Genomic DNA, 19,484 nt, shown 5'->3' on the forward strand with positions numbered 1-19,484 from the left:
GCCCGGACGGGCAAGTGTGATCCGCCCGACCGGTTGGCGGGCCGAACTGCCCCGTTCACCCCGGTCGAACACCCGCTGGCGCCCGTGCTCACCCGAGGACCGTATATAAATACGTCTTTGAGATCGCTTCACACACTATCCTCGGGCGCCCAGCGACACCAACGACGCGATCCTCCGTTACTTTTATATAGAATCGCAATCAACCTTTCTCTTGACTATGGCTCAGCAGATGGGTAACCAGCCCCTCATCATCATGTCCGAGGACTCTCAGCGCACCTCGGGCAAGGACGCACAGTCCATGAACATCACGGCCGGGAAGGCCGTGGCGGAGTCCGTACGGACCACACTCGGTCCGAAGGGGATGGACAAGATGCTCGTCGACGACTCCGGCGGGGTCGTCGTCACCAACGACGGCGTCACCATCCTCGAGGAGATGGACATCGAGCACCCCGCGGCCAACATGATCGTCGAGGTCGCCCAGACCCAGGAGGACGAGGTCGGCGACGGCACGACGACCGCGGTCGTCATCTCCGGCGAGCTGCTCGGCAAGGCCGAGGACCTGCTCGACCAGGACATCCACGCCACCATCCTCGCGCAGGGCTACCGCCAGGCCGCCGAGAAGGCCAAGGAGGCCCTCGAGGACATCGCCATCGACGTCGACGCCGACGACACCGAGATTCTGGAGTCCATCGCCGCCACCGCCATGACCGGCAAGGGCGCCGAGAACGCCAAGGACACCCTCTCCTCGCTCGTCGTCGACGCCGTCCAGTCCGTCGCGGACGACGAGGGCGTCGACACCGACAACATCCAGCTCGAGACCGTCGTCGGCGGCTCCATCGACGAGTCCGAACTCGTCGAGGGCGTCATGATCGACAAGGAGCGCGTCCACGAGAACATGCCCTACGCCGTCGAGGACGCCGACGTGGCGCTGCTCGACACCGCCATCGAGGTGCCCGAGACCGAGCTCGACACCGAGGTCAACGTCACCGACCCCGACCAGCTCCAGCAGTTCCTCGACCAGGAAGAGGAGCAGCTCAAGGAGTACGTCGACGAGCTGGCCGACGCCGGCGCCGACGTCGTCATCTGCCAGAAGGGCATCGACGACATGGCCCAGCACTACCTCGCCCAGGAGGGCATCCTCGCGGTCCGCCGCGCGAAGAAGTCCGACATGAAGGCCCTCTCCCGGTCGACGGGCGCCCGCATCGTCTCCAACATCGACGACATCACCGCCGACGATCTGGGCTTCGCGGGCAGCGTCGCCCAGAAGGACGTCGCCGGCGACGAGCGCATCTTCGTCGAGGACGTCGAGGACGCCAAAGCCGTCACGATGATCCTCCGCGGCGGCACCGAGCACGTCGCCGACGAGGTCGAGCGCGCCATCGAGGACTCCCTCGGTGTCGTCTCGGTCACGCTCGAAGACGGGCAGGTCCTCCCGGGCGGCGGCGCCCCGGAGGCCCACCTCGCGCTCGAACTCCGCGACTTCGCCGACTCCGTCGGCGGCCGCGAGCAGCTCGCCGTCGAGGCGTTCGCCGACGCCATCGACGTCGTCCCGCGCACGCTCGCCGAGAACGCCGGCCTCGACCCGATCGACTCGCTGGTCGACCTCCGCAGTCAGCACGACTCCGGGAACCATCAGGTCGGCCTCGACGCCTACACCGGCGACACCGTCGACATGGTCGAGGAGGGCGTCGTCGAGCCCCTCCGCGTCAAGACCCAGGCGGTCGAGTCCGCCACCGAGGCGGCCGTCATGATCCTCCGCATCGACGACGTGATCGCCGCGGGCGACCTGAAGGGCGGCGGCACGGACAACGACGACGACGGCGGCGCGCCCGGCGGCCCCGGTGGCGCGCCCGGCGGCATGGGCGGCGGCATGGGCGGCATGGGCGGCGGCATGGGCGGCATGATGTAAGAGCGGGCTCGAACGAAGTGAGAGACCGCTGAAAGCCGACCGGGGAACGCGCGGCGCGAAGCGCCGCGAAGTCGAGGCGGCTCCGCCGCCTCGCACGCAGTGACCCGCGAGGCAAGCCCACTTTTCCTGAAGGGGTTTCCTCGCTCGGCCTTCGGCCTCGCTGCGGGGAACCTCTCCAGAAAAAACGTGGGGGAAAATCCGGAACCGCGTGGTTCGAGAGAGCGACGCTCTCTCGTCATCACGAAAGACGGCTGTGCCGTCTTTCGAACGACTTCGCTCGGTTCCGGTGAATCGCGCGCCTTCGGCGCGCGAATGCCTACCCGTCGACCGCCGTACCGTCCGCTGATTATCTCTCTCCGTTTTCGCACCGCCAGCTACGCCGTCGGCGCCGGTTCCTCCGACTGTTCGCCGACGCGCTCGACCTTCGTGCCGCCGCAGTTGCGACACGAGGGGATCGTCATGTCGTCGTCGGTGTAGTACTCCTCGCCGCAGCTCCCACAGCGGTGGCTCGGGATGTGCTGTTGCTCGCGGTCGCCGGTGACGACCACCGGCCGCTCGGCGTCGAGCGTGACCTCCTGGCTGACGCTGCCGAACAGCACCGAGCCGAGCGGCGACCGCTTGCGCCCGCCCAGCAGGATCATGTCGGCGCCGTAGTCGTCGGCCGCTTCGAGGATGCCTGACGCCGGGTCGCCGTACCGGGTGACCGGCTCGACCGAGAGACCCGCCTCGTCCAGTCGGTCGTACGCGTGCTCGCCCGCCCTGAGCTGGAGCGGCGACGCCTCCTCGGCCCGGTCGGCCTCACGGAACACGTGCAGGAGCTTCACCTCGACGTCTTCGCCCGCGTTCGGGAGCCCGATCGCCGTCTCTACCTGCGCCGTCGCCCGCGACTCCGCCATGTCGACCGGCAGCAGGACTGTGTACATGGGTATATCACCCGTGTTAACGTACGGCAAGTGGCGACAAAACGGTTCCGCCACCATCTTTTTCCCGCCCGGGTGTCCTCGGCGCGCGGATGTTCAGTGCGGGATACCTCAGGTCCGCCCTCTAATCGAGAACGATCGGCCCTTTCGGAGATTCCGTCTTGATCGGTATTCCGTCAATTTCAGACGGCACTTTGTCGACGTGCTCGTCTTCGACGTAGACGACCGGTTGAGAGAGCGTGTACCCTTCGACTTCTTCCTCCCCGGTCGTCGTCGCGACCCCGGTCACCCCTTCGACATCGAAGAACTCTTCGGTCAGATATGAGTTGATCTCCCTGACGCGCTGGCTGTTCTCGTACCACGCTTTGGGAACGCGCTGCGTCACCGATTTCTCACCGGCTTTTTCGGTTACGATCTCCACCCACTCGGTCATGAGCCGTGTTTCGGCTCGCTTCGATTTCAATTCTTCCCGCATTCAGTACGCACACCGCCTCGAAACCGGTCGAACTTCTAAGTGTGCGGCCGGGGAACATCCGGTATGCAGACGCTCCTTCTGGATCCCGACGCGGTCGAGGAAGCCGCGGAGATGTCGGCGGTCGTCTCGGCGGTCGAAGACGCCTTCGTCGCCGACGCGCGCGGCGACACGCAGATGCCCGCCAAGTCCTACGTCGACCTGCCCCAGTACAACGGCGACTTCCGGTCGATGCCGGCCTATCTGGACGCCGGCGAGTGGGACGCCGCGGCGGTCAAGTGGGTCAACGTCCACCCCGACAACCCCGAGGACCACGACCTCCCGACGGTGATGGGCACCGTCGTCTACTCCGACCCCGAGACCGCGTTCCCGCTCGCGCTGCTCGACGGGACGACGATCACCCGCAAGCGCACCGGTGCCGCCGCGGCCGTCGCCACGAATCACCTCGCCGTCGAGAACGCCCGGACGATGGGCATCGTCGGCGCCGGCGTCCAGTCATACACGCAACTCGAAGCGATCGCGACCGTCCGACCGATCGAAGCGGTCGTCGTCGCCGACCGCGACCAGGAGCGAGTCGACGAGTTCGTCGAGGCCTTCGGCGACCGCTTCGAGGTGCGGGGCGGCACCATCGAGGAGGCCGCCCAGTGTGACGTGCTCTCGACGGTGACGCCGGTCGAGGAGCCCATCGTCGACAGCGTCGGCGACCACACCCACGTCAACGCGGTCGGCGCCGACGCCGCCGGCAAACACGAGATCGACGACAAGATCCTGCTGGATTCGCTGCTGGTCATCGACGACTACGAGCAGTGTACACACTCCGGAGAGATCAACGTCCCCTGGAGCGAGGGCGTCCTCTCCGACGAGGACATTCACGGCGAACTCGGCGAGGTGATCGTCGGCGAGAAGCCCGGACGCACCCCCGAGACCGGGGTGTCCGTCTTCGACTCGACGGGGCTTGCCATCCAGGACGTGGCCGCCAGCCACGTCGTCTACGAGTACGCCGCCGACCGCGACGTGGGCGAGCGCGTCTCGCTGGTCGACACCGACGTGCTCTGAGCGGTCAGTCCCGGAGCCGGCCCAGGTCCGCGACCGTGTCCACGTCGACGTGGACGCCCGGGTCACCCGTCTCGACGACCGCGGCGTCGTCGGCTCGTTCGAAGACCGCGCGTCCGCCGGTGTCGCCCTCGACGGCGGCGAGCGCGTCGAAGTGCCGCCCGTCGAAGAGGACGGGATTGCCGCGTCGACCGTCGTAGCCCGCGGCGAGCGCGGACCCGCGGCCCTCGCGGTAGGCCCCGACGAGTCGATCCACGGTTTCGGGGTCGACTCGCGGCATGTCCCCGAGCGCGAACGCGACCGCGTCGGCCCGCTCGCGCGCCCACGCGACGCCGCGGCGGACGGACGCGGCCTGGCCGGCGGCCGCGCCCGGATTCTCGACGGTGGTGACGTCGAGGCCGGCGAGTGCGTCGCGGACACCCGACGACTCGGGGTCGACGACCGCCGCGACCGGACCGACCTCGGCCTCGGTGATCGTTCGCGCGGCGTGGCGGACCAGCGGTTCACCGTCGAGCGTCGCGAGCAGTTTGTTCGGCTCGCCGAAGCGGTCGCTGCTGCCCGCGGCCAGCAGCACGCCCGCGACGGTCCGGTCGGCGGTCACGCCGCCGTCTACGGGGCGGGACCGGAAGTGCGTGGCGTCGCGAGGGGTGACGGTCCCGTCTCCGGCGTCCCCCGAGTAGTCGGAGACGCGTCTGCGTTGTCTTACACTGTATCCGCCGCCCGCCGGTCGTTCAAACGGCCGCTGTACCCTCCTGAAGGCCCTTATCCGGGACGCCCGACCGTTCGGGTGTGGACCGACGCGACCTCCTGGCCGGCCTCGCCGCGGGCGCCGTCGCCGTCCCGGGCTGTCTGGGCGCTTCGAGCGGCGGGGACGACGGGTCACCGTCCGGGGCGCCCACCGAGACGCCGACGGGGACGGCCCCGTCCGGAACTCCGGTGGACACCGACCCGGGGACCGACGCGGGGCGAGCGGCGACTTCGTCGAGGAGGCGTTCGCCGTCCCGGAACTCGCCGCGCCGAACTCGCCGGACTCGCTGGGCGTCTACGGCGACCGCGACGAGCAGTTCGTCGTCGCGATGCTGGCCGGCGGCCCGGAGACGGCGCCGCCCGTCGAGGAGGTCGAACTCCGCGTCGGCGCGGGTCTCCGAACACCACTTCGCCGACGACGGCTACCGCCCGGAGACGATGCCCGCCCTCGGCGCGCTCGCCGCCGCCACCGACGACGTGGCGATCGGCACCTGCATCGCCCTCGCGCCGCTGTACGACGCGTCGCGCCGCCCGTTCAAAGCGGGATTTAACCTTCGGATAGGGCTATATGGGGAGCGGCGAAACGATCGGGACGGACAGATGTCGGGACTCATCGACCGGATCCAGGACCGGACGGCGACGAGCGACGAGCGGCTGCGAGTCCTCGACGTCGAGGGCGAGGAGACCGACGACGTACTCGACGCGCTCGCGACGGACACGCGCCGGGCGGTGTACCGGGCGCTGTTCGAGCGCCCGCGGACCGCCTCGGAGATCGCCGACGCCGTCGACACGTCCGTCCAGAACGTCCACTACCACGTCTCGAACCTCGAAGCCGCCGGCCTGGTCGAGCCGGTCGACTCGCGGTACTCCGAGAAGGGCAACGAGATGACCGTCTACGGACCGGCGAGCGACCCGCTGGTGATCGTCGGGAACAGCGAGATGCGTCCGCGCGTCCAGCGGACGCTGACCGACGTGGTGGGCGGGATCGGCCTGCTCGGGGTCGCCGCCCTGCTCGTCCAGTGGGGGGCCGAACGGGTCGCCCGTCCCTCCATCGGCGGCTCGGGCGCCGGTCCCGCGAGCCCCAACGCGACCGTCGGCGAGCCCGGGTCGCTCGCCTGGGTCGTCTTCGACGTGGTCGAGCCCGGCGTCCTCTTCTTCTTCGTCTGCCTCGCGGTGGCCGCGCTCGCGGCCCTCGCGCTCGACCGGTAGCCCGGACGGTCGCTCCGTCGGCACGTCCCGCGTTCGATCGGCGACAGCGCGCGAGCGGCGCGACCGCCGCCGCTCCGACGATCTGCGGCGGCGTGGATCGGCCGGTGGGCGCGCCGTAACATCGAGAAGATCGAACGACGACCGCGCCAACGGCGAGGCGCCGTGAGGTGCGGGGAAGTGACGACGCGCGGGAATCGGAGAAGGGGAACGGAGGAGAGCGGAGACGGTGAGGAGAGAGCGGGGAAGGGGAACAGAGGAGAGCGGAGACGGTGAGGAGAGAGCGGGGAAGGGGAACAGAGGAGAGCGGAGACGGTGAGGAGAGAGCGGAGACGGCGACCGGACGGCGTCAGTTCCGGACGAAGCCGAGGAACACGGCGACGCCGCCGAAGGCGATCAGGCCGCCGACCGCGAGCGCGGCGAGGCCGGTGAGCGCGGATCCGGACCCGCCATCGGCGGCGACCGTCGCGCCGTTGGGGCCGGCGGGGTTGGCGGGCGGGTCGTCGGCGGTGGCCGTCGCGCCGTCGCCGCCCGCGCTCCCGTCGTCGGCGGCGACGACGAGCGTCCCGATCGCGTCGGGTTCACCGCCCGCGGGGGTCGCCCCCGCAGACACCGAGATGTCGTACTCGAAGGGGTCGAGCGACCCGTCGAGCGTCGTCTCGCTCGTGACGTTCGCCGGCCGCGTCTCGCCCGCCTCGGCGACGGCGAGGACGGGCCGGTCGGCGTCGTCGGCCGCACCCGTCCTGACGACGACGACCGCGCGGCCGTCGCCGTTCGTGTCGCGGATCACGGCGCTCGTCTCGTAGTTGACGGCCGCCTCGTCGCCGAGCGTGACCGTCAGCGCGTCGGCGTCGCCGAAGGTGACGGGGACCCGCGCCACGTCGTCCTGGGCGACCTGGACGACGCTCCGAACGTTGATCTCACCGGCGTCGAGCGGCGTCGCGGTCGACTCCTCGCCGTCCGAACCGGACCCGGCCGTCGCGGTCGGACACTCGCCCTCGCAGTCGGCGACCCGACCGTAGGCCTCGGCGAGCGTCTCGTCGTCGCCCCGGACGGTCACCTCGAAGGCGGTGCCGACCGGCACGCTGCTGAAGTCGGCCGGCGCGGAGAACGCGCCGTCGTCGTCGACGGCCGTCTCGACCTGCATGAGGAACGGCGACTTCGACGACCGGGAGGTCACCCGGATCGACAGCGCCGTCCCGGGGTCGAGCGTCGTCTCGCCGGTGATCGACTGCTGGGCGGCCGCGTCGACGACGACCCGACCGTCGCCGTTCGTGTCGATAGTCGTCCCGTCGTGCAGCGGGCGCGGCGTCGCCGTCCCGTCGCTCCCGTCGCCGTCGCCCCCGTTCGAGCGCTCGTCGGCACGCATCAGCGCCAGCGTCCCGATCGCGGTCGGATCCGCGGGGTCGCCCAGCGTGAGGTCGTAGGCCGTCGGCGCGAGCGGGTCGTCGGTGCCCGCGCGTTCGGTCCGATTCTCGATCGCGTCGTCGCCGGCGACGGTGAGGTACGACTCGGGGCCGCCCTCGTCGACGGCGGCGGTGTCGAAGCGGACGAGAACGGTTCCGTCGCCGTCGGCGTCGGTGACCGTCCCGCGCGCCTCGAAGTTCTGGTCCTCGGCCTCGGCGTCGCCGATCACGAACTGGACGCCGTCGCCGGCGGAACCGGTCGTGCTGATGGCGATCTCGGCCGTCTCGCCCTGGCGGACCGTGGTGAGCGACTCCTCGAAGGAGGGGTCGGGGCCGTCCGCCCCACCGGCAGCGACGACGCCGGCCAGCGGACCCGTGACCAGCGTCGCGACGAGGAGCGCGACGAGAGCGGGCCGCGCACTGCGGCGCACTCGCGCGGAGAGTCGGCCGTCGAGGCGGGTCATTCGACCGCCTCCGCGGGGCGGGCGCGGGCGTCACGGGGCTGTCTGCGGGCGATACGTCCGTCGTGGAGGCCGGTCGCGGGCGACCGGTCAGGGTGGCGGTCGTCTGTCATCGCACTCGGATCGTCGGTCGGTACACAAATACCACTCCCGTAAGCTTCAACCTGGCTTTGAGCGGCGTCGGGCCGCTCCGTCGACGGTCCGTCGCCACGGTCCGTTCCTGCGTCGCGGGTACACACGACCGTTGGCCCTTTTACCGTGGATCCCCAAGTCGGACCGATGGCAAACCTCGAACTGTACGAACTCGAAGGCTGTCCCTACTGCGCGAAGGTCACGAGCAAGCTCGACGAACTCGATCTGGACTACGAGTCGCACATGGTCCCCCGGTCCCATTCCGAGCGGATCGAGGTCGAAGACGTGAGCGGCCAGACGGGCGTCCCCGTCCTCGTCGACCCCGAAAACGACGTCGAGGGCATGCCCGAGAGCGACGACATCGTCGAGTATCTCGAAGAAGAGTACGGCAGTTAGAATCTCTATCGGCCGTTTTCGGTCCGTTCGCCGCTACAGATAGTCGACCGACTGCCCGGCGAGGTCGTCGAAGCCGTTGCGTTCGTGTGACCACTCGAAGACGTCGGCGTCGCGGCGCTCGGCGAGGAAGTCGACGATGCGCTCGCCGACCGACTCGCCGTAGAGGTCGGGACCGGACTGCAGGCGCTCGCGCACGGCGTCGGTCTCCAGGGCGTGAGTCACCGTCTCGTGGACGAACTCGCCGGAGACCGGCGGGACGAGCAGGTTCGTCTCGGCGTCGAAGACGGTCTCGGGCCGGTCGGTGTTGAACCGGACGGTGAGACAACAGGCCTCGTCGATGTAGTTCAGTTCCTCCTGCATGCTGCCCGAATCGGTCAGTTCGGCGAGACACTGCCCGGAGCGGAGGAACTCGTAGACGTGGGCGTGTTTCTTCCAGAGACCGGTGAACAGGAAGTTGTCGCGCTCGTCGGCCAGCCGCTGGAGCCGGTCGCGGTAGCCGTGGCGTTCCAGCGCGTGGCGCGTGGCGTTCAACTCGACGAAGTTGACGTTGTAGCCGTCCTCGACGAGGGCGACCACGCCCTCGACGAGCGCCGTGAACCGTCCGGGCAGGAGGTTCGCGCGGCGGTGGATGTCGACGCGGATCCAGTCGTCCCGTTCTTCGAGGACGGGGTAGACGTCGAAGACGCTCTCGCCGTCGTGGTCGGCCTTCATCTCGATGGCGTCGACCACGGAGTTGCCAACAACGGGGACGCGCTCGTCGCCGTTGACTTCCTGCGGGTAGCCCTCGGATTCGAGGTGGTCGCGGTTGAGTTCGACCGGCGCGAACTGGTAGCGGGCGGCCGCCGAGCCGACGAAGGTGTCGTACTGCTCGGGGAACGGCTCGGTGCGGTCGACCGACCACTCGCCGTCCCACTGGGCGTCGACGAGGGCGGCCGGGTCGGGGTAGTTGCCCTCGTGAGCATCGGGAACGGCGCCGTAGTCTGGAGCCATCGCGCGCAGGCCGGCCTCGTTGTGAGCCACTTGCTGGTTGGTGGCGAACAGCCAGGCCTGGGGGAAGATAGCGGCGGCGTGGGTGTCGCCGTGGACCAGCGGGAGGACGGTGGTATCGGGCCACTCGTCGAGGCGCTCGGCCAGCTGGCGAACGGCGAGCATGGTCTGGGCGGTCTTCTCGCTCAGGTCGCCGCGGATGCCCAGGTCGGCGGCGATGGCCGGTTCGAGGTCGTACTCCTCGAGACCGTGGCCGAGCAGGTCGTCGTAGTGCTGGCCGGTGTGGACCACGAAACAGGGCAGCCCGCGCTCGCGGGCGGCGGCGACGACCGGCGCCTGCTTGTAGAAGTCGGGTTTGGTCGCGGTGACGACCGCGAGGACGAACTCGCCCCGATCCATCTCGGCGGCGAGGCGGTCGTCGTAGATCGTCGGGTCGGCATCCATACCCGTCCTCCAGTCGGGGACCGCTTGTCGGTTTCCATGTCTGTCCGGCGGCCCGTCCGCGGGGAGCCGTCCACGGAGGCCCGTCCGCGGCGGTCGTCGGCCCCGTCGTGGCGCCGGCGACGGCCGGTCAGGCGTCGGGGTCCGGGTCGAATATCTCGGGGTTCTCCTCGCCCTCGACGCCGACGACGGCCATCGCGCCCTTGCGGGCGACCCGCGAGAGGGCGTGGTCGACCAGCTTGATCGGGCCGGGAACGGGGAACTGCATCGTGGCGATGGCGGTGCTGCCGGGCTGGACCGGCGTGGTCTGGATGTTCCGCTGTGGTCGGCCGCCCAGGCCACCTTGGGGGTACACCTCGTCCCAGACGCTCCCGATAGGGTGGAAGGAGCTGGCGAGGTTCGGACCGCCGACGCAGTAGTACACCCGAGCGGTCTCGCCCGTCTCGGCGGCCATCGCGCCGTAGTTGTCCGGCGTGACGGCGTACTTCTCGCCGTTGATCAGCACGTAGGTGGGCTCCTCGCGGGCCATCGCGCCCATGTCGAAGGTGTGGTGGCCCTCCTGGCCGGTCTCGCCGTCGGTGTACACCTCGTGCTGGCCGAGGTAGAACTCGCGGTCCACCTCGGGGAGGCCCTCCTCGGGTTCGACGAGGACGATGCCGAACATCCCCGAGGAGATGTGGTAGTCCATGTTGGCGACGGCGCAGTGATAGATGAAGGCGCCGGGGTAGGTGACCTTGAAGCGGACCCGCTCGGTCTCGCCGGGAGCGACGTTGGTCGCCTCGGCGCCGCCGCCCGGGCCCCGCACCGCGTGCAGGTCGACGTTGTGGGGCATGCGGTTGTCCTCGGCGCTGCGGACGGTGAGATCGACGGTGTCGCCGACGCGGGCGCGGATCATCGGCCCCGGGATCTGCCCGTCGAAGGTCATGTACTCGAAGGTGACGCCCGGTTCGATCTCGGCGGTCACCTCCCGCGTGGTGAGTTCGGCCTCGACCGTGGCCGGTTCCGACCGGTCGACGGGGTCGGGGATCGCCGTCGGGTCGGCGGCGACCCGGTCGACCGTCGGCTCCTTCGGGGCGTCGAGCGACCGCGGGGCGCTGTCGACCTCGGTGACGGTGACCCTGTCGTCGGGGATCTCGCCGGCACAGCCGGCGACGGCCGCAGCGCCCGCCGCGGCGCCGGTCTTCAGGAACGTTCGACGGGTGGATTTTCGGGTCATGGCCGGTTCACATCCGGACGTGAGTTGACCGCACGGATAAGGGGGACGCGGGTTCTCGCCCCGAGAGCGGCGGGCCGAACACGTTCGCCGCCGGGCGGCGGCGTTCCCAGCCTCCGGGAACGCCCGAGGGAGGTTATTTGCAGAAGGCGGCAACGGACGTGTATGAGCACGGACGACGGTATCGACGAGGGGCGGCGGAGCGCTATGAAGACCCTCGCTATCGGGGCGACGGTCGGCGGGCTGGCCGCGGCGGGCGCGCGGCCGGCGGCCGCCCAGTCGACGGACCTGACCGACTGGTTCTCGAACGTGGGCAACGCCGACGGCGTCGTCGACGAGACCGGGAGCGACGAGGTGACCGTCGAGGTCGGCGTCCAGGCCAACAACGGCGCGTTCGGGTTCGGGCCCGCCGCCGTCCGGGTCGACCCCGGGACGACGGTCGTCTGGGAGTGGACCGGCGAGGGCACGCCCCACAACGTCGTCGCCGAGGACGGCAGCTACGAGAGCGACATGATCAGCGAGGCCGGCGCCACGTTCACCCACACCTTCGAGTCGGCGGGCGTCTCGAAGTACTACTGTGGTCCCCACCGGACGATGGGGATGAAAGGCGCCGTCGTCGTCGGCGACGCCGACGTGACGGTCTCCGCCGGGAGTTCGACGGCGACGCCGGCCGGCGGGAGCGCCACCGGGAACGAGACCAGCGGGAGCGGTTCCGGCGGCGACTTCGTCGAACCCGACTACGAGGGCTGGTTCGACGGCGTCGGCAACTACGACGGCACCGTCGACATGACCGGCCAGGACGAGGTCACCATCGAAGTAGGCACCGAGGGCAACGGCGGCCCGTTCGCGTTCGGGCCCGCGGCGGTGCGGGTCGACCCCGGGACGACGGTCGTCTGGGAGTGGACCGGACGGGGCGGCTCACACAACGTCGTCGGCGAGAGCCACGACTTCGAGAGCCCGATGCAGGGGTCGGAGGGCGACAGCTACGCCCTCGAACTCGACGGCGAGGGCGTCGTCACGTACGCCTGCACGCCCCACGAGGCCGCCGGGATGAAAGGCGCCGTCGTCGTCGGCAACCCCGCCGCGGCGAGCGGCGGCGACGCGGGGATCGACCTCTTCGAGACCTCGCTGTGGGGCCTGGCCGGCGCCATCGTCGCCGCGCCGTTCGTCGCCAGCCAGATCGTCGCCAGTCGACGGGCGAGCGACGACGACGAGCGTCGCCGCGGGCCGCACCAGCCCGCGGACTGAGCGCCGCTGGGCGGCGCGGTGCGGTACCGGACGGACTCGAAAAACGGACGGCCTACGCCGAACTGCCTTCGATGTCGGCCCGTTCGCGGATGATGTCCCGGAGTTCGTCGGCCTCCCGGATGTCCTCCATCTCGCTTTCCTCGACGATTGCGGTGCCCTCGACTGACTTCCTGGTCGCGCGCTCGACGACGTACACCGACCGCGTCCGGGTGACCCTGCCAACAGAGGACATGATACGGGCGCGCTTCTCCGCGGTCTTGGTGAGTTCGGAGTGGCCGGTCAGCATCTCCTCCTCGCGGCGCTCGTTCTCGCTGACCGTCTTGAACGGGGCCCTGTCGGTGGGGTGGACGTCGAAGCCGACCCGTGTGAGGACGGCGACGATGGGTTCGTCTTCGGGGTCGACCTCGGGGTCCTCGGGCGTCTCCTCGTCTTCCCGTACTTCGTCGGCGCCGTCGAGGACCTCGACGGGAGAGGTGAGCGGTGCGTCGAAGAGTTCCTGCAGCTGGCTGGCGACCTCGACGGAGGCGTCCATGCCGTCCTCGTACTTCGAGACCGTCCGTCTGGAGACGCCGAGTTCGTTGGCGAGCCGGCCGAGCGACCAGTCCCGGTCCTCGCGGGCGTCGGCGAGCACTTCGCTCTCGATGTTGACGTAGAGGCCGCCCGGCGCCGCGTAGATGAGCGGCGGGACCTCCTCGACGAACAGATCCATGGCGGTGTCGGGCGAGAGCACCGGGACGCCGTGGCGGAAGTAGGTGACGCCCGGTTTGAGTTCCTCGTCTCTGGTTCGCAGGCCGATGACCATCGGCGTGGCGCCGAGGTAGGTTCCCAGCCGGCGCATCTCGGCGCCGGTGTGACCGTCGAAGGCGTCGATGTTGCCGAGGATCTTCACGAGGAGGACCTCCTCCCCGCGGCGGGCCGCGACGTCGAAGCTCTTGGGCCGGATGGCACAGCGTTCGCTCACCACGAAGCCCGCGTCCTCCAACATCGCGGTGACGTTGCCGACCAGTGCCGACCGTGACATGGTGAGAGGTAAGTAGGTCTTGGCATATATGCGTTGTGCCCCCGCAGACTCCGCGTGCGCCCCGTTTTTTCACGCCGACCGATAGATTGATATAGAATTTCTCGGTCGAAACCCGTTTGCCCGCGGTCGCGTAATGGCCGCTGTGACCGTCATCGGGCTCGACGACACGGATTCCCGCGAGCGCGGGATGTGTACCACCTTCGTCGCCGCAACCCTCGCCGAGCGCGTCGAGGCGGCGGGGGCGAGCGTCGACCGGCGCGTCCTCGCGCGACTCAACCCCGGCGTCGAGCACAAGACTCGCGGCAACGCCGCGCTCGCCGTCCACACCGACCTCGACCCCAAGCGCGCGCGCGAACTCGCCGTCGAACACCTCGACCTGGCGGAGACGGCGGACCCGCGGACCAACCCCGGCGTCGTCGTCGCGCCGGGGGAGCCGAGCGCGGTCCCCGACGCGGTGGCCGCGTTCGCCCGCGACGCCGTCCGCGACTACCACGACATCGACGACGCCGTGGCGCTGGCCGACCGGGCGGGCTACGAGCACGCCCACGCCGGCAACGGTCGCGGCCGCATCGGCGCGCTGGCCGCCGTCGGGGCCTGGCGCGCGTTCGACGACTGGACCTGCGAGTGCATCTCCTACCGCGAACGCGACCGCTGGGGGACCGACCGGGAGGTCGACCGCGAGAGCGTCTTCGCCGCCGCCGACGCGGCCTCCCCCGACGCCTGGGACACCGTGGACCGGGGCGAGGGCTACCCCGTCTGCGTCCCGCGGACGCCGTGTCCGATCCTCCACGGTATCCGCGGCGACGACTCCAGTACTGTGCGCGGCGTCGCCGAAGCGATCGACGGCGAACCGGTCGCGAGCCGCGCGCTGTTCGTCACCAACCAGGGCACGGACGCCCACCTCCGCCGCGTCGACGGGTTCGCGGACGCCTCGGAGGGGCGAGCCTACCGGGTCGACGGGAAGGTCGTCGCCGAGCCCGAGACGCGCGAGGGCGGCCACGTGTTCGCCGCCCTGCGGAGCGCCGACGGCGAAACCGCCGAGGTCGCCGCGTTCGAACCCACCAAGCGGTTCCGCGACCGCGTGCGGGCGCTCCGCGTCGGCGACCGGCTGACCGTCTGCGGCGAGGTGAGCGACGGGACGCTGAAACTGGAGAAGTTCGCCGTCCGGGAGCTGGTGCGAACCGAACCGGCCAATCCGGAGTGTCCCGACTGTGGCCGCTCGATGGGCTCGGCGGGCGCCGGTCAGGGCTACCGCTGTCGGGACTGCGGGACGAGCGCCGACGGGAAGGTCGCGGTCCCCGTCGAGCGCGACATCGAGCGCGGCTGGTACGAGGTGCCGCCCTGCGCCCGGCGACACGTCGCGAAACCGCTCGTCCGCGGCGGCTTCGACGCGCCCGTCCACCCCGAGCGGTAGGCTCCGTTCGCGACCCGGCGGCGTCGGCGACCGGAGCTACCCCGCGAACTCCGACTCCAGCCAGTCGAACTGCGATTCGAGTTCGTGGCGGCGCTGTCGCTTGATCACGGTGGCGTCGAGGATCTGCCCGACGAGCGCTACGTCGAGTTCGAAGTCGGTGGTCGCCGTTATCTCCGAGCCGCCGTCGACGGGCTCGACGCGGTAGGCGGTGTCCATGGTCTCGAAGAAGCCGTCGGCCTGCTCGTAGGCCAGGTCGGCCCCCGTGTCGACGAGTCGCAGGTCGAGCGTCACGGTCGCGAGCCCGACCTGGTTCTCCAGGTGCATGTCGTCGCCGTCGACGGTCACCTCGGTGAACCCCGCGGCGAGCATGAACACCTCCAGATCGTCCATCGCGGCGCGCACCTGTTCGGGCGGGGCGTCGACCCGTCGCGAGACCGTGACCGTCTGCATACGCGCCCGGACTCGCCCCAGCCCCGTCAGTGTCACGCCGCACCGGTTCGGCGCGACCGAGAGCCGCGACGGCGGTGACCGGCCGCCCGCCGAGACTCCCGCACGGCGACGAGCCACCCGAACGTCTTCGGGGCAACGCGCTCGCCCGCGGACCCGCAAGTACGGGTATGGCCAGCGACGTACCGAGGGAGGCGACGCGAACGCTCGACGCCCGGGAGATCGACGGCGAACCGTTCGGCGACATCGTGGCCGCGCTGGAGGACCTCCCCGCGGAGGGCACGCTCGAACTCGTCAACAGCTTCGAGCCGGAGCCGCTGTACGGCGTGCTCGACGACCGCGGGTTCGCCCACGAGACCGAGCGCGTCGCCGACGACGAGGTCCGCGTCTACATCAGCCGCGCCGATTGACATCCTCCCCGCGACCGCGCCCGAACCAGTTCGGGGCGACTCATAGCCCGACGGCGACCCAAGCCGGGGTATGGTCAACGTTCCGTCGCCGTTCGGCGGGAGCGACGACACCTTCGACGCCTACGACGAGTTCGTCCCGGGACACGCGCCGGCGCCCGGGCAGTTCCTCGACGGCCACGACGTGCTCGACGGGCGACGCCACCTCGCCGTCCACCGGCTGGCCCGCGAGCTGTTCGAGGCGCGGGCGGTGTACGACATGACCTTCGGCTACAACCTCGCGCGGCTCAACAACGACCGGCGCCACCCCGACGCGGGGTATCGCTACGCCGTCGAACGGGCCGAGGCGGTCGACGACGACCTGCCGGCGCCCGACGGTGCGGCCGAGGGGGCAGACGGCGACGCGGTGCGCGTCCTGCGCGCGGAGTTCACGCCGACGACCGCCTTCTGCCCGCAGAGCGACACGCTCACCAGAGGGTCGCTGCGCGCGTGGAACGGCCTGGCCGACCGCCACGAGTTCGACCTCGTGCGCGTCCGCGTCGCGCCGATGCACCAGCGCGCGACCGAGATCGACGCCGCGCTCCGCGAGGCGGAGACGGCGCTCGTCGAGACCGGAGAGTTGCCCGAACCGGAGGGCGGCGGCGACACCTCGCCGACCGGGGACGGGTTCGACGACGACGCCGTCCCGGGGTCGGCCGGTCGAGACGGGTCCCGCGCGCCGTTCTGAACGCTCGGCGCCGCTCGCCGCTTCCGCCCCCGCCCCGGCGCCGCGTCGCTTCCGACAGTCGGATATCCCAGTGGTCCCTTCGAGACGGTAGATGACGAACTCGCGGGACCGGGCGTGGCTGGCGGCGATGGTGTTCGCCGTCCTGCTCGCACAGGTGCTGCTGTACCCGGGCGTCGACCGGCTGGTCGGCGCGCTCGGCGCGACGACGGATCTGGACGCGAGCATGTGGTTCCTCGCGGCGGAGTTCGCGGCGTTCGTCGCCTTCGCCGGCCTCTGGGGCGCCGCCAGCGACCGCGCCGGTCGACGGACACCGTTCATCGCCGCGGGCGCGCTGGGCGGCAGCGTCGGGTATCTCGCGCTCGCGCTGATCCCCGGATTCACCGCGCTCTCCTTCGAGGGCGTGCTCGCCGTCCGCGCGGCCCAGGGCGCCGCCACGATCGGCGCCTTCTCGCTCGCGATGACGATGCTGATGGACCTCGACGGGGGCCACGGACGCAACATGGCCGCCGCCGGTGCAGCTATCGGCGGCGGGACGGCGCTGGGCGCGCCCCTTGGCGGCCAGCTCTACGAGGTCGGCCCGTTCGTCCCCCTCTACCTCGCGAGCGCCCTGCTCGCAGCCGTCGCGGTCCTCGCGCTGGCGGTCGACGACCGCGCGCCCGCCGGCGGCCGCGACTCGCTGGCTCGCGCCGTCGCGAACCTCCGCGGGACGCCGACGCTCGCCGTCCCCTACGCCTTCGGCTTCCTCGACCGGCTCACCGCCGGCTTCTTCGCGCTCGTCGGAACGCTGTATTTCAGGTCCGCCTTCGAACTCGGCCCCGGCGCCACCGGCCTGATGCTCGCCCTGTTTTTCGCCCCGTTCGCGCTCCTGCAGTACCCGATGGGCATCCTCTCGGACAGGGTCGGACGCACCGCCCCCATCGTCGCCGGGTCGGCCTGTTACGGCCTGGTCGTGATCGGCGTCGGCCGCGCGCCGACGGTCGCGCTCGCCGGCGCGGGGATGCTCGCGGTCGGGATCCTCGGCGCGCTGATGTCGCCGGCGACGATGGCGCTCGTGAGCGACCTGGCCGACGACACCGAACGCGGTGTCGCGATGGCCGGCTTCAACGTTTTCGGCAGTCTGGGCTTCCTGGCCGGCGTCGTCGTCGGCGGCGGCGTCGCGAGCGCCTACGGCTACCCCGAGGCGTTCCTCGTCGCCGGCGGCCTGGAGATCCTCGTCGCCGGCGCGACCCTGCCCGTGTTCCTGCGGCTGGACATCGGCCGGACCGCGACGTTCGCGGAGTGAACGGCGGCTGGGCGGTGCGGTGTGGAGCGGCGGCTGGGCGGTGCGGTGTGGAGCGGCGGCTGTGCGGTGCGGTGTGGAGCGGCGGCTGTGCGGTGCGGTGTGGAGCGGCGGCTGTGCGGTGCGGTGTGGAGCGGCGGCTGTGCGGGACAGTGAACGTACCGTGCGAAGCGCCGTGAGCGGAGCGAGCGCGGTTTCACCGGTCGCGACCGATGGGAGCGACCGGCTTTTTTGCCCCATCTTTTTCGAGGAGTCCTCCCGCAGCGCAGCCGTCAGGCTGCGCGAGGAAGGGCGACGACGAAAAAGGTGGTACGCCAGGACTGGGAGTGAGCGAACGCGCCGCGTTCGCTCACCTCGCGGGACGCAGAGCGTCCCGCGGTGTTTGAACCCGATGCCAGACGGTCGCTCACTCCGTTCGTGCTGCGTCTGCCGTGATTCAAATCCCAGTCGGCGACGATTCGGCGCTCACGATGGCGAGCACACGAGGTGCTCGCCGGGGTGTTCGCGACAGAAGCGCCAGGACTGGGATTTGAACCCAGAATCCCAAAGGGAACACGCTTTCCAGGCGTGCGCCTTACCGTTCGGCCATCCTGGCACGCGTCTGCGTATCCGCAATCGGTCGGTTAAGGGCTTTCGTTCTGAGCCGGCAGTCGAGGTGGACGGCCGAACCGTCAGGACTGGGAGTGAGCAAACGCGAAGCGTTTGCGAACGCCGAGAGACGAACGGAGTGAGTCTCTCGGAATTTGAACCCAGAATCCCAAAGGGAACACGCTTTCCAGGCGTGCGCCTTACCGTTCGGCCATCCTGGCTCAGGTGGAAATACCGCGGTCGGGTGGTTAAGGGCTTTCGTTCTCGGTCGGCAGTCGACGACCGGTCATCGGCCGCCGCTGGCTGGCAGCCGACCCCGGGCGAGGTACGTCGCGACGGCCGCGAGCCCGGCGACGACCATCGCCACCGCGACCTTCGCGCCGAATCCGACGCCCAGGTCGCCGAGCAGTTCGTAGCCCTGGGCGAGCACGAGGAAGGCCAGCCCGCCGACGACGCCCCACAGCAGGCTCGCCTTCGTCGCGGGGGCGAGTAGCGGTTCCCGCGGGGCAGCGTCGTCCGAGCCAGGGCTGCTGCCGGACGTGCGGTCGGCGGGGGAGCCGGCGTCGGTGGGCCCCTCGGCGGAGTCGGCCATCACTTCGCCGCGATGGCCTCGATCTCGACGCCGACGCCCTTGGGGAGGTCCTCGACGCCGACGGCGCTGCGGGCGGGCGGCTCGTCGTCGAAGAACGTCCCGTAGGTGTCGTTCATCTCGTCGAAGTCGTCGATGTCGTCGAGGTAGACGGTGACTTTCAGCACGTCGTCCATGCCCGCGCCGGCCTCCTCCAGAACCGCTTCGACGTTCTCCAGAGCCTGCTGGGTCTGGACGTCGATCGCGGCGTTGTCCAGGAGTTCCCCGTCGGGGGTCAGGGGGATCTGGCCGGCGGTGAAGACCAGATCGTCGGTCTCGGTCGCCTGGCTGTACGCGCCCACTGCCTCGGGTGCCGCGTCGGTGCTGACGATGCGCTTCATACCGGATGGGCGGTCGCGACGGGCTTAAACTCCGTGACGGC

General features: G+C 70.5%; 19 protein-coding genes and 2 tRNA genes. 9 read left to right on the forward strand and 12 right to left on the reverse strand.

Features of this window, described 5'->3' with window-relative positions:
* Positions 1 to 229: 229 nt before the first annotated feature.
* Positions 230 to 1,909: a thermosome subunit alpha gene (gene thsA / locus HZS55_RS03330; RefSeq protein ID WP_179911778.1), complete on the forward strand. Its 1,680-nt coding sequence runs from the start codon at positions 230 to 232 to the stop codon at positions 1,907 to 1,909.
* A 374-nt stretch (positions 1,910 to 2,283) separates the two neighbouring features.
* On the opposite strand, the gene HZS55_RS03335 is transcribed toward thsA, so the two are convergent.
* The gene (locus tag HZS55_RS03335) at positions 2,284 to 2,832 is read right to left on the reverse strand and encodes a universal stress protein (RefSeq protein ID WP_179910333.1); all 549 of its coding nucleotides are present in this window, start codon (positions 2,830 to 2,832) and stop codon (positions 2,284 to 2,286) included.
* A 121-nt stretch (positions 2,833 to 2,953) separates the two neighbouring features.
* Positions 2,954 to 3,262, reverse strand: a complete 309-nt coding sequence (locus HZS55_RS03340; protein WP_179910334.1) for a hypothetical protein — start codon at positions 3,260 to 3,262, stop codon at positions 2,954 to 2,956.
* Positions 3,263 to 3,367: 105 nt separating this feature from the next.
* On the opposite strand from HZS55_RS03340, the gene HZS55_RS03345 reads away from it, so the two are divergent.
* Positions 3,368 to 4,357, forward strand: coding sequence for an ornithine cyclodeaminase family protein (locus tag HZS55_RS03345; protein WP_179910335.1), 990 nt, complete (start codon positions 3,368 to 3,370; stop codon positions 4,355 to 4,357).
* A 4-nt stretch (positions 4,358 to 4,361) separates the two neighbouring features.
* On the opposite strand, the gene HZS55_RS03350 is transcribed toward HZS55_RS03345, so the two are convergent.
* Positions 4,362 to 4,955, reverse strand: coding sequence for a nucleotidyltransferase family protein (locus HZS55_RS03350; protein ID WP_179910336.1), 594 nt, complete (start codon positions 4,953 to 4,955; stop codon positions 4,362 to 4,364).
* A gap of 746 nt (positions 4,956 to 5,701) precedes the next feature.
* Here HZS55_RS03350 and HZS55_RS03355 point away from each other — a divergent pair.
* Positions 5,702 to 6,310: an ArsR/SmtB family transcription factor gene (locus HZS55_RS03355; protein ID WP_179911779.1), complete on the forward strand. Its 609-nt coding sequence runs from the start codon at positions 5,702 to 5,704 to the stop codon at positions 6,308 to 6,310.
* A 346-nt stretch (positions 6,311 to 6,656) separates the two neighbouring features.
* Here HZS55_RS03355 and HZS55_RS03360 read toward each other — a convergent pair whose 3' ends face one another.
* Positions 6,657 to 8,177 (reverse strand): BGTF surface domain-containing protein, encoded by a 1,521-nt coding sequence (locus HZS55_RS03360; RefSeq protein WP_179910337.1) that lies wholly within the window; start codon positions 8,175 to 8,177, stop codon positions 6,657 to 6,659.
* A gap of 276 nt (positions 8,178 to 8,453) precedes the next feature.
* Between HZS55_RS03360 and HZS55_RS03365 the strand changes: the two genes are divergently transcribed.
* Positions 8,454 to 8,702, forward strand: coding sequence for a glutathione S-transferase N-terminal domain-containing protein (locus HZS55_RS03365; protein WP_179910338.1), 249 nt, complete (start codon positions 8,454 to 8,456; stop codon positions 8,700 to 8,702).
* A 33-nt stretch (positions 8,703 to 8,735) separates the two neighbouring features.
* On the opposite strand, the gene HZS55_RS03370 is transcribed toward HZS55_RS03365, so the two are convergent.
* Entirely contained in the window at positions 8,736 to 10,133 is a 1,398-nt protein-coding gene (locus tag HZS55_RS03370; RefSeq protein ID WP_179910339.1) for a UDP-N-acetyl glucosamine 2-epimerase, read from the reverse strand.
* A gap of 127 nt (positions 10,134 to 10,260) precedes the next feature.
* Positions 10,261 to 11,346: a copper-containing nitrite reductase gene (gene nirK, locus HZS55_RS03375; RefSeq protein ID WP_179910340.1), complete on the reverse strand. Its 1,086-nt coding sequence runs from the start codon at positions 11,344 to 11,346 to the stop codon at positions 10,261 to 10,263.
* A 162-nt stretch (positions 11,347 to 11,508) separates the two neighbouring features.
* Here nirK and HZS55_RS03380 point away from each other — a divergent pair, with 162 nt between their 5' ends.
* Positions 11,509 to 12,591: a halocyanin domain-containing protein gene (locus HZS55_RS03380; protein WP_179910341.1), complete on the forward strand. Its 1,083-nt coding sequence runs from the start codon at positions 11,509 to 11,511 to the stop codon at positions 12,589 to 12,591.
* A gap of 52 nt (positions 12,592 to 12,643) precedes the next feature.
* Here HZS55_RS03380 and HZS55_RS03385 read toward each other — a convergent pair whose 3' ends face one another.
* On the reverse strand, positions 12,644 to 13,612 hold the full coding sequence (locus HZS55_RS03385) for a transcriptional regulator (protein WP_179910342.1): 969 nt from the start codon (positions 13,610 to 13,612) through the stop codon (positions 12,644 to 12,646).
* Positions 13,613 to 13,754: 142 nt separating this feature from the next.
* On the opposite strand from HZS55_RS03385, the gene HZS55_RS03390 reads away from it, so the two are divergent.
* Positions 13,755 to 15,026, forward strand: coding sequence for a tRNA(Ile)(2)-agmatinylcytidine synthase (locus tag HZS55_RS03390; RefSeq protein ID WP_179911780.1), 1,272 nt, complete (start codon positions 13,755 to 13,757; stop codon positions 15,024 to 15,026).
* A gap of 36 nt (positions 15,027 to 15,062) precedes the next feature.
* Here the strand turns inward: HZS55_RS03390 and HZS55_RS03395 are convergent, their stop codons facing one another.
* Entirely contained in the window at positions 15,063 to 15,476 is a 414-nt protein-coding gene (locus HZS55_RS03395) for an SRPBCC family protein (RefSeq protein ID WP_179910343.1), read from the reverse strand.
* A gap of 167 nt (positions 15,477 to 15,643) precedes the next feature.
* Between HZS55_RS03395 and HZS55_RS03400 the strand changes: the two genes are divergently transcribed.
* The 3 genes from HZS55_RS03400 (at position 15,644) to HZS55_RS03410 (ending at position 17,889) form a co-directional block, all read left to right on the forward strand.
* A complete protein-coding gene (locus tag HZS55_RS03400; RefSeq protein ID WP_179910344.1) occupies positions 15,644 to 15,883 on the forward strand; it encodes a DUF2249 domain-containing protein in 240 nt (79 codons plus the stop codon).
* Between the two features lie 70 nt (positions 15,884 to 15,953).
* Positions 15,954 to 16,607, forward strand: coding sequence for a hypothetical protein (locus HZS55_RS03405; RefSeq protein ID WP_179910345.1), 654 nt, complete (start codon positions 15,954 to 15,956; stop codon positions 16,605 to 16,607).
* Positions 16,608 to 16,698: 91 nt separating this feature from the next.
* A complete protein-coding gene (locus tag HZS55_RS03410) occupies positions 16,699 to 17,889 on the forward strand; it encodes an MFS transporter (protein WP_179910346.1) in 1,191 nt (396 codons plus the stop codon).
* A 511-nt stretch (positions 17,890 to 18,400) separates the two neighbouring features.
* On the opposite strand, the gene HZS55_RS03415 is transcribed toward HZS55_RS03410, so the two are convergent.
* The 4 genes from HZS55_RS03415 to HZS55_RS03430 all read right to left on the reverse strand — a co-directional run bounded on the left by HZS55_RS03415 (position 18,401) and on the right by HZS55_RS03430 (position 19,443).
* Positions 18,401 to 18,481: transfer RNA gene (locus HZS55_RS03415), tRNA-Ser, on the reverse strand.
* A 74-nt stretch (positions 18,482 to 18,555) separates the two neighbouring features.
* Positions 18,556 to 18,695: transfer RNA gene (locus HZS55_RS03420), tRNA-Ser, on the reverse strand.
* A gap of 65 nt (positions 18,696 to 18,760) precedes the next feature.
* Positions 18,761 to 19,066, reverse strand: coding sequence for a hypothetical protein (locus HZS55_RS22960; protein WP_246308348.1), 306 nt, complete (start codon positions 19,064 to 19,066; stop codon positions 18,761 to 18,763).
* Entirely contained in the window at positions 19,066 to 19,443 is a 378-nt protein-coding gene (locus tag HZS55_RS03430) for a Rid family detoxifying hydrolase (protein WP_179910347.1), read from the reverse strand. The genes HZS55_RS22960 and HZS55_RS03430 overlap by 1 nt, the downstream gene beginning before the upstream one ends.
* Positions 19,444 to 19,484 lie beyond the last annotated feature (41 nt).

The sequence above is a fragment of the Halosimplex rubrum genome, from assembly GCF_013415885.1.
GTDB lineage: Archaea > Halobacteriota > Halobacteria > Halobacteriales > Haloarculaceae > Halosimplex > Halosimplex rubrum.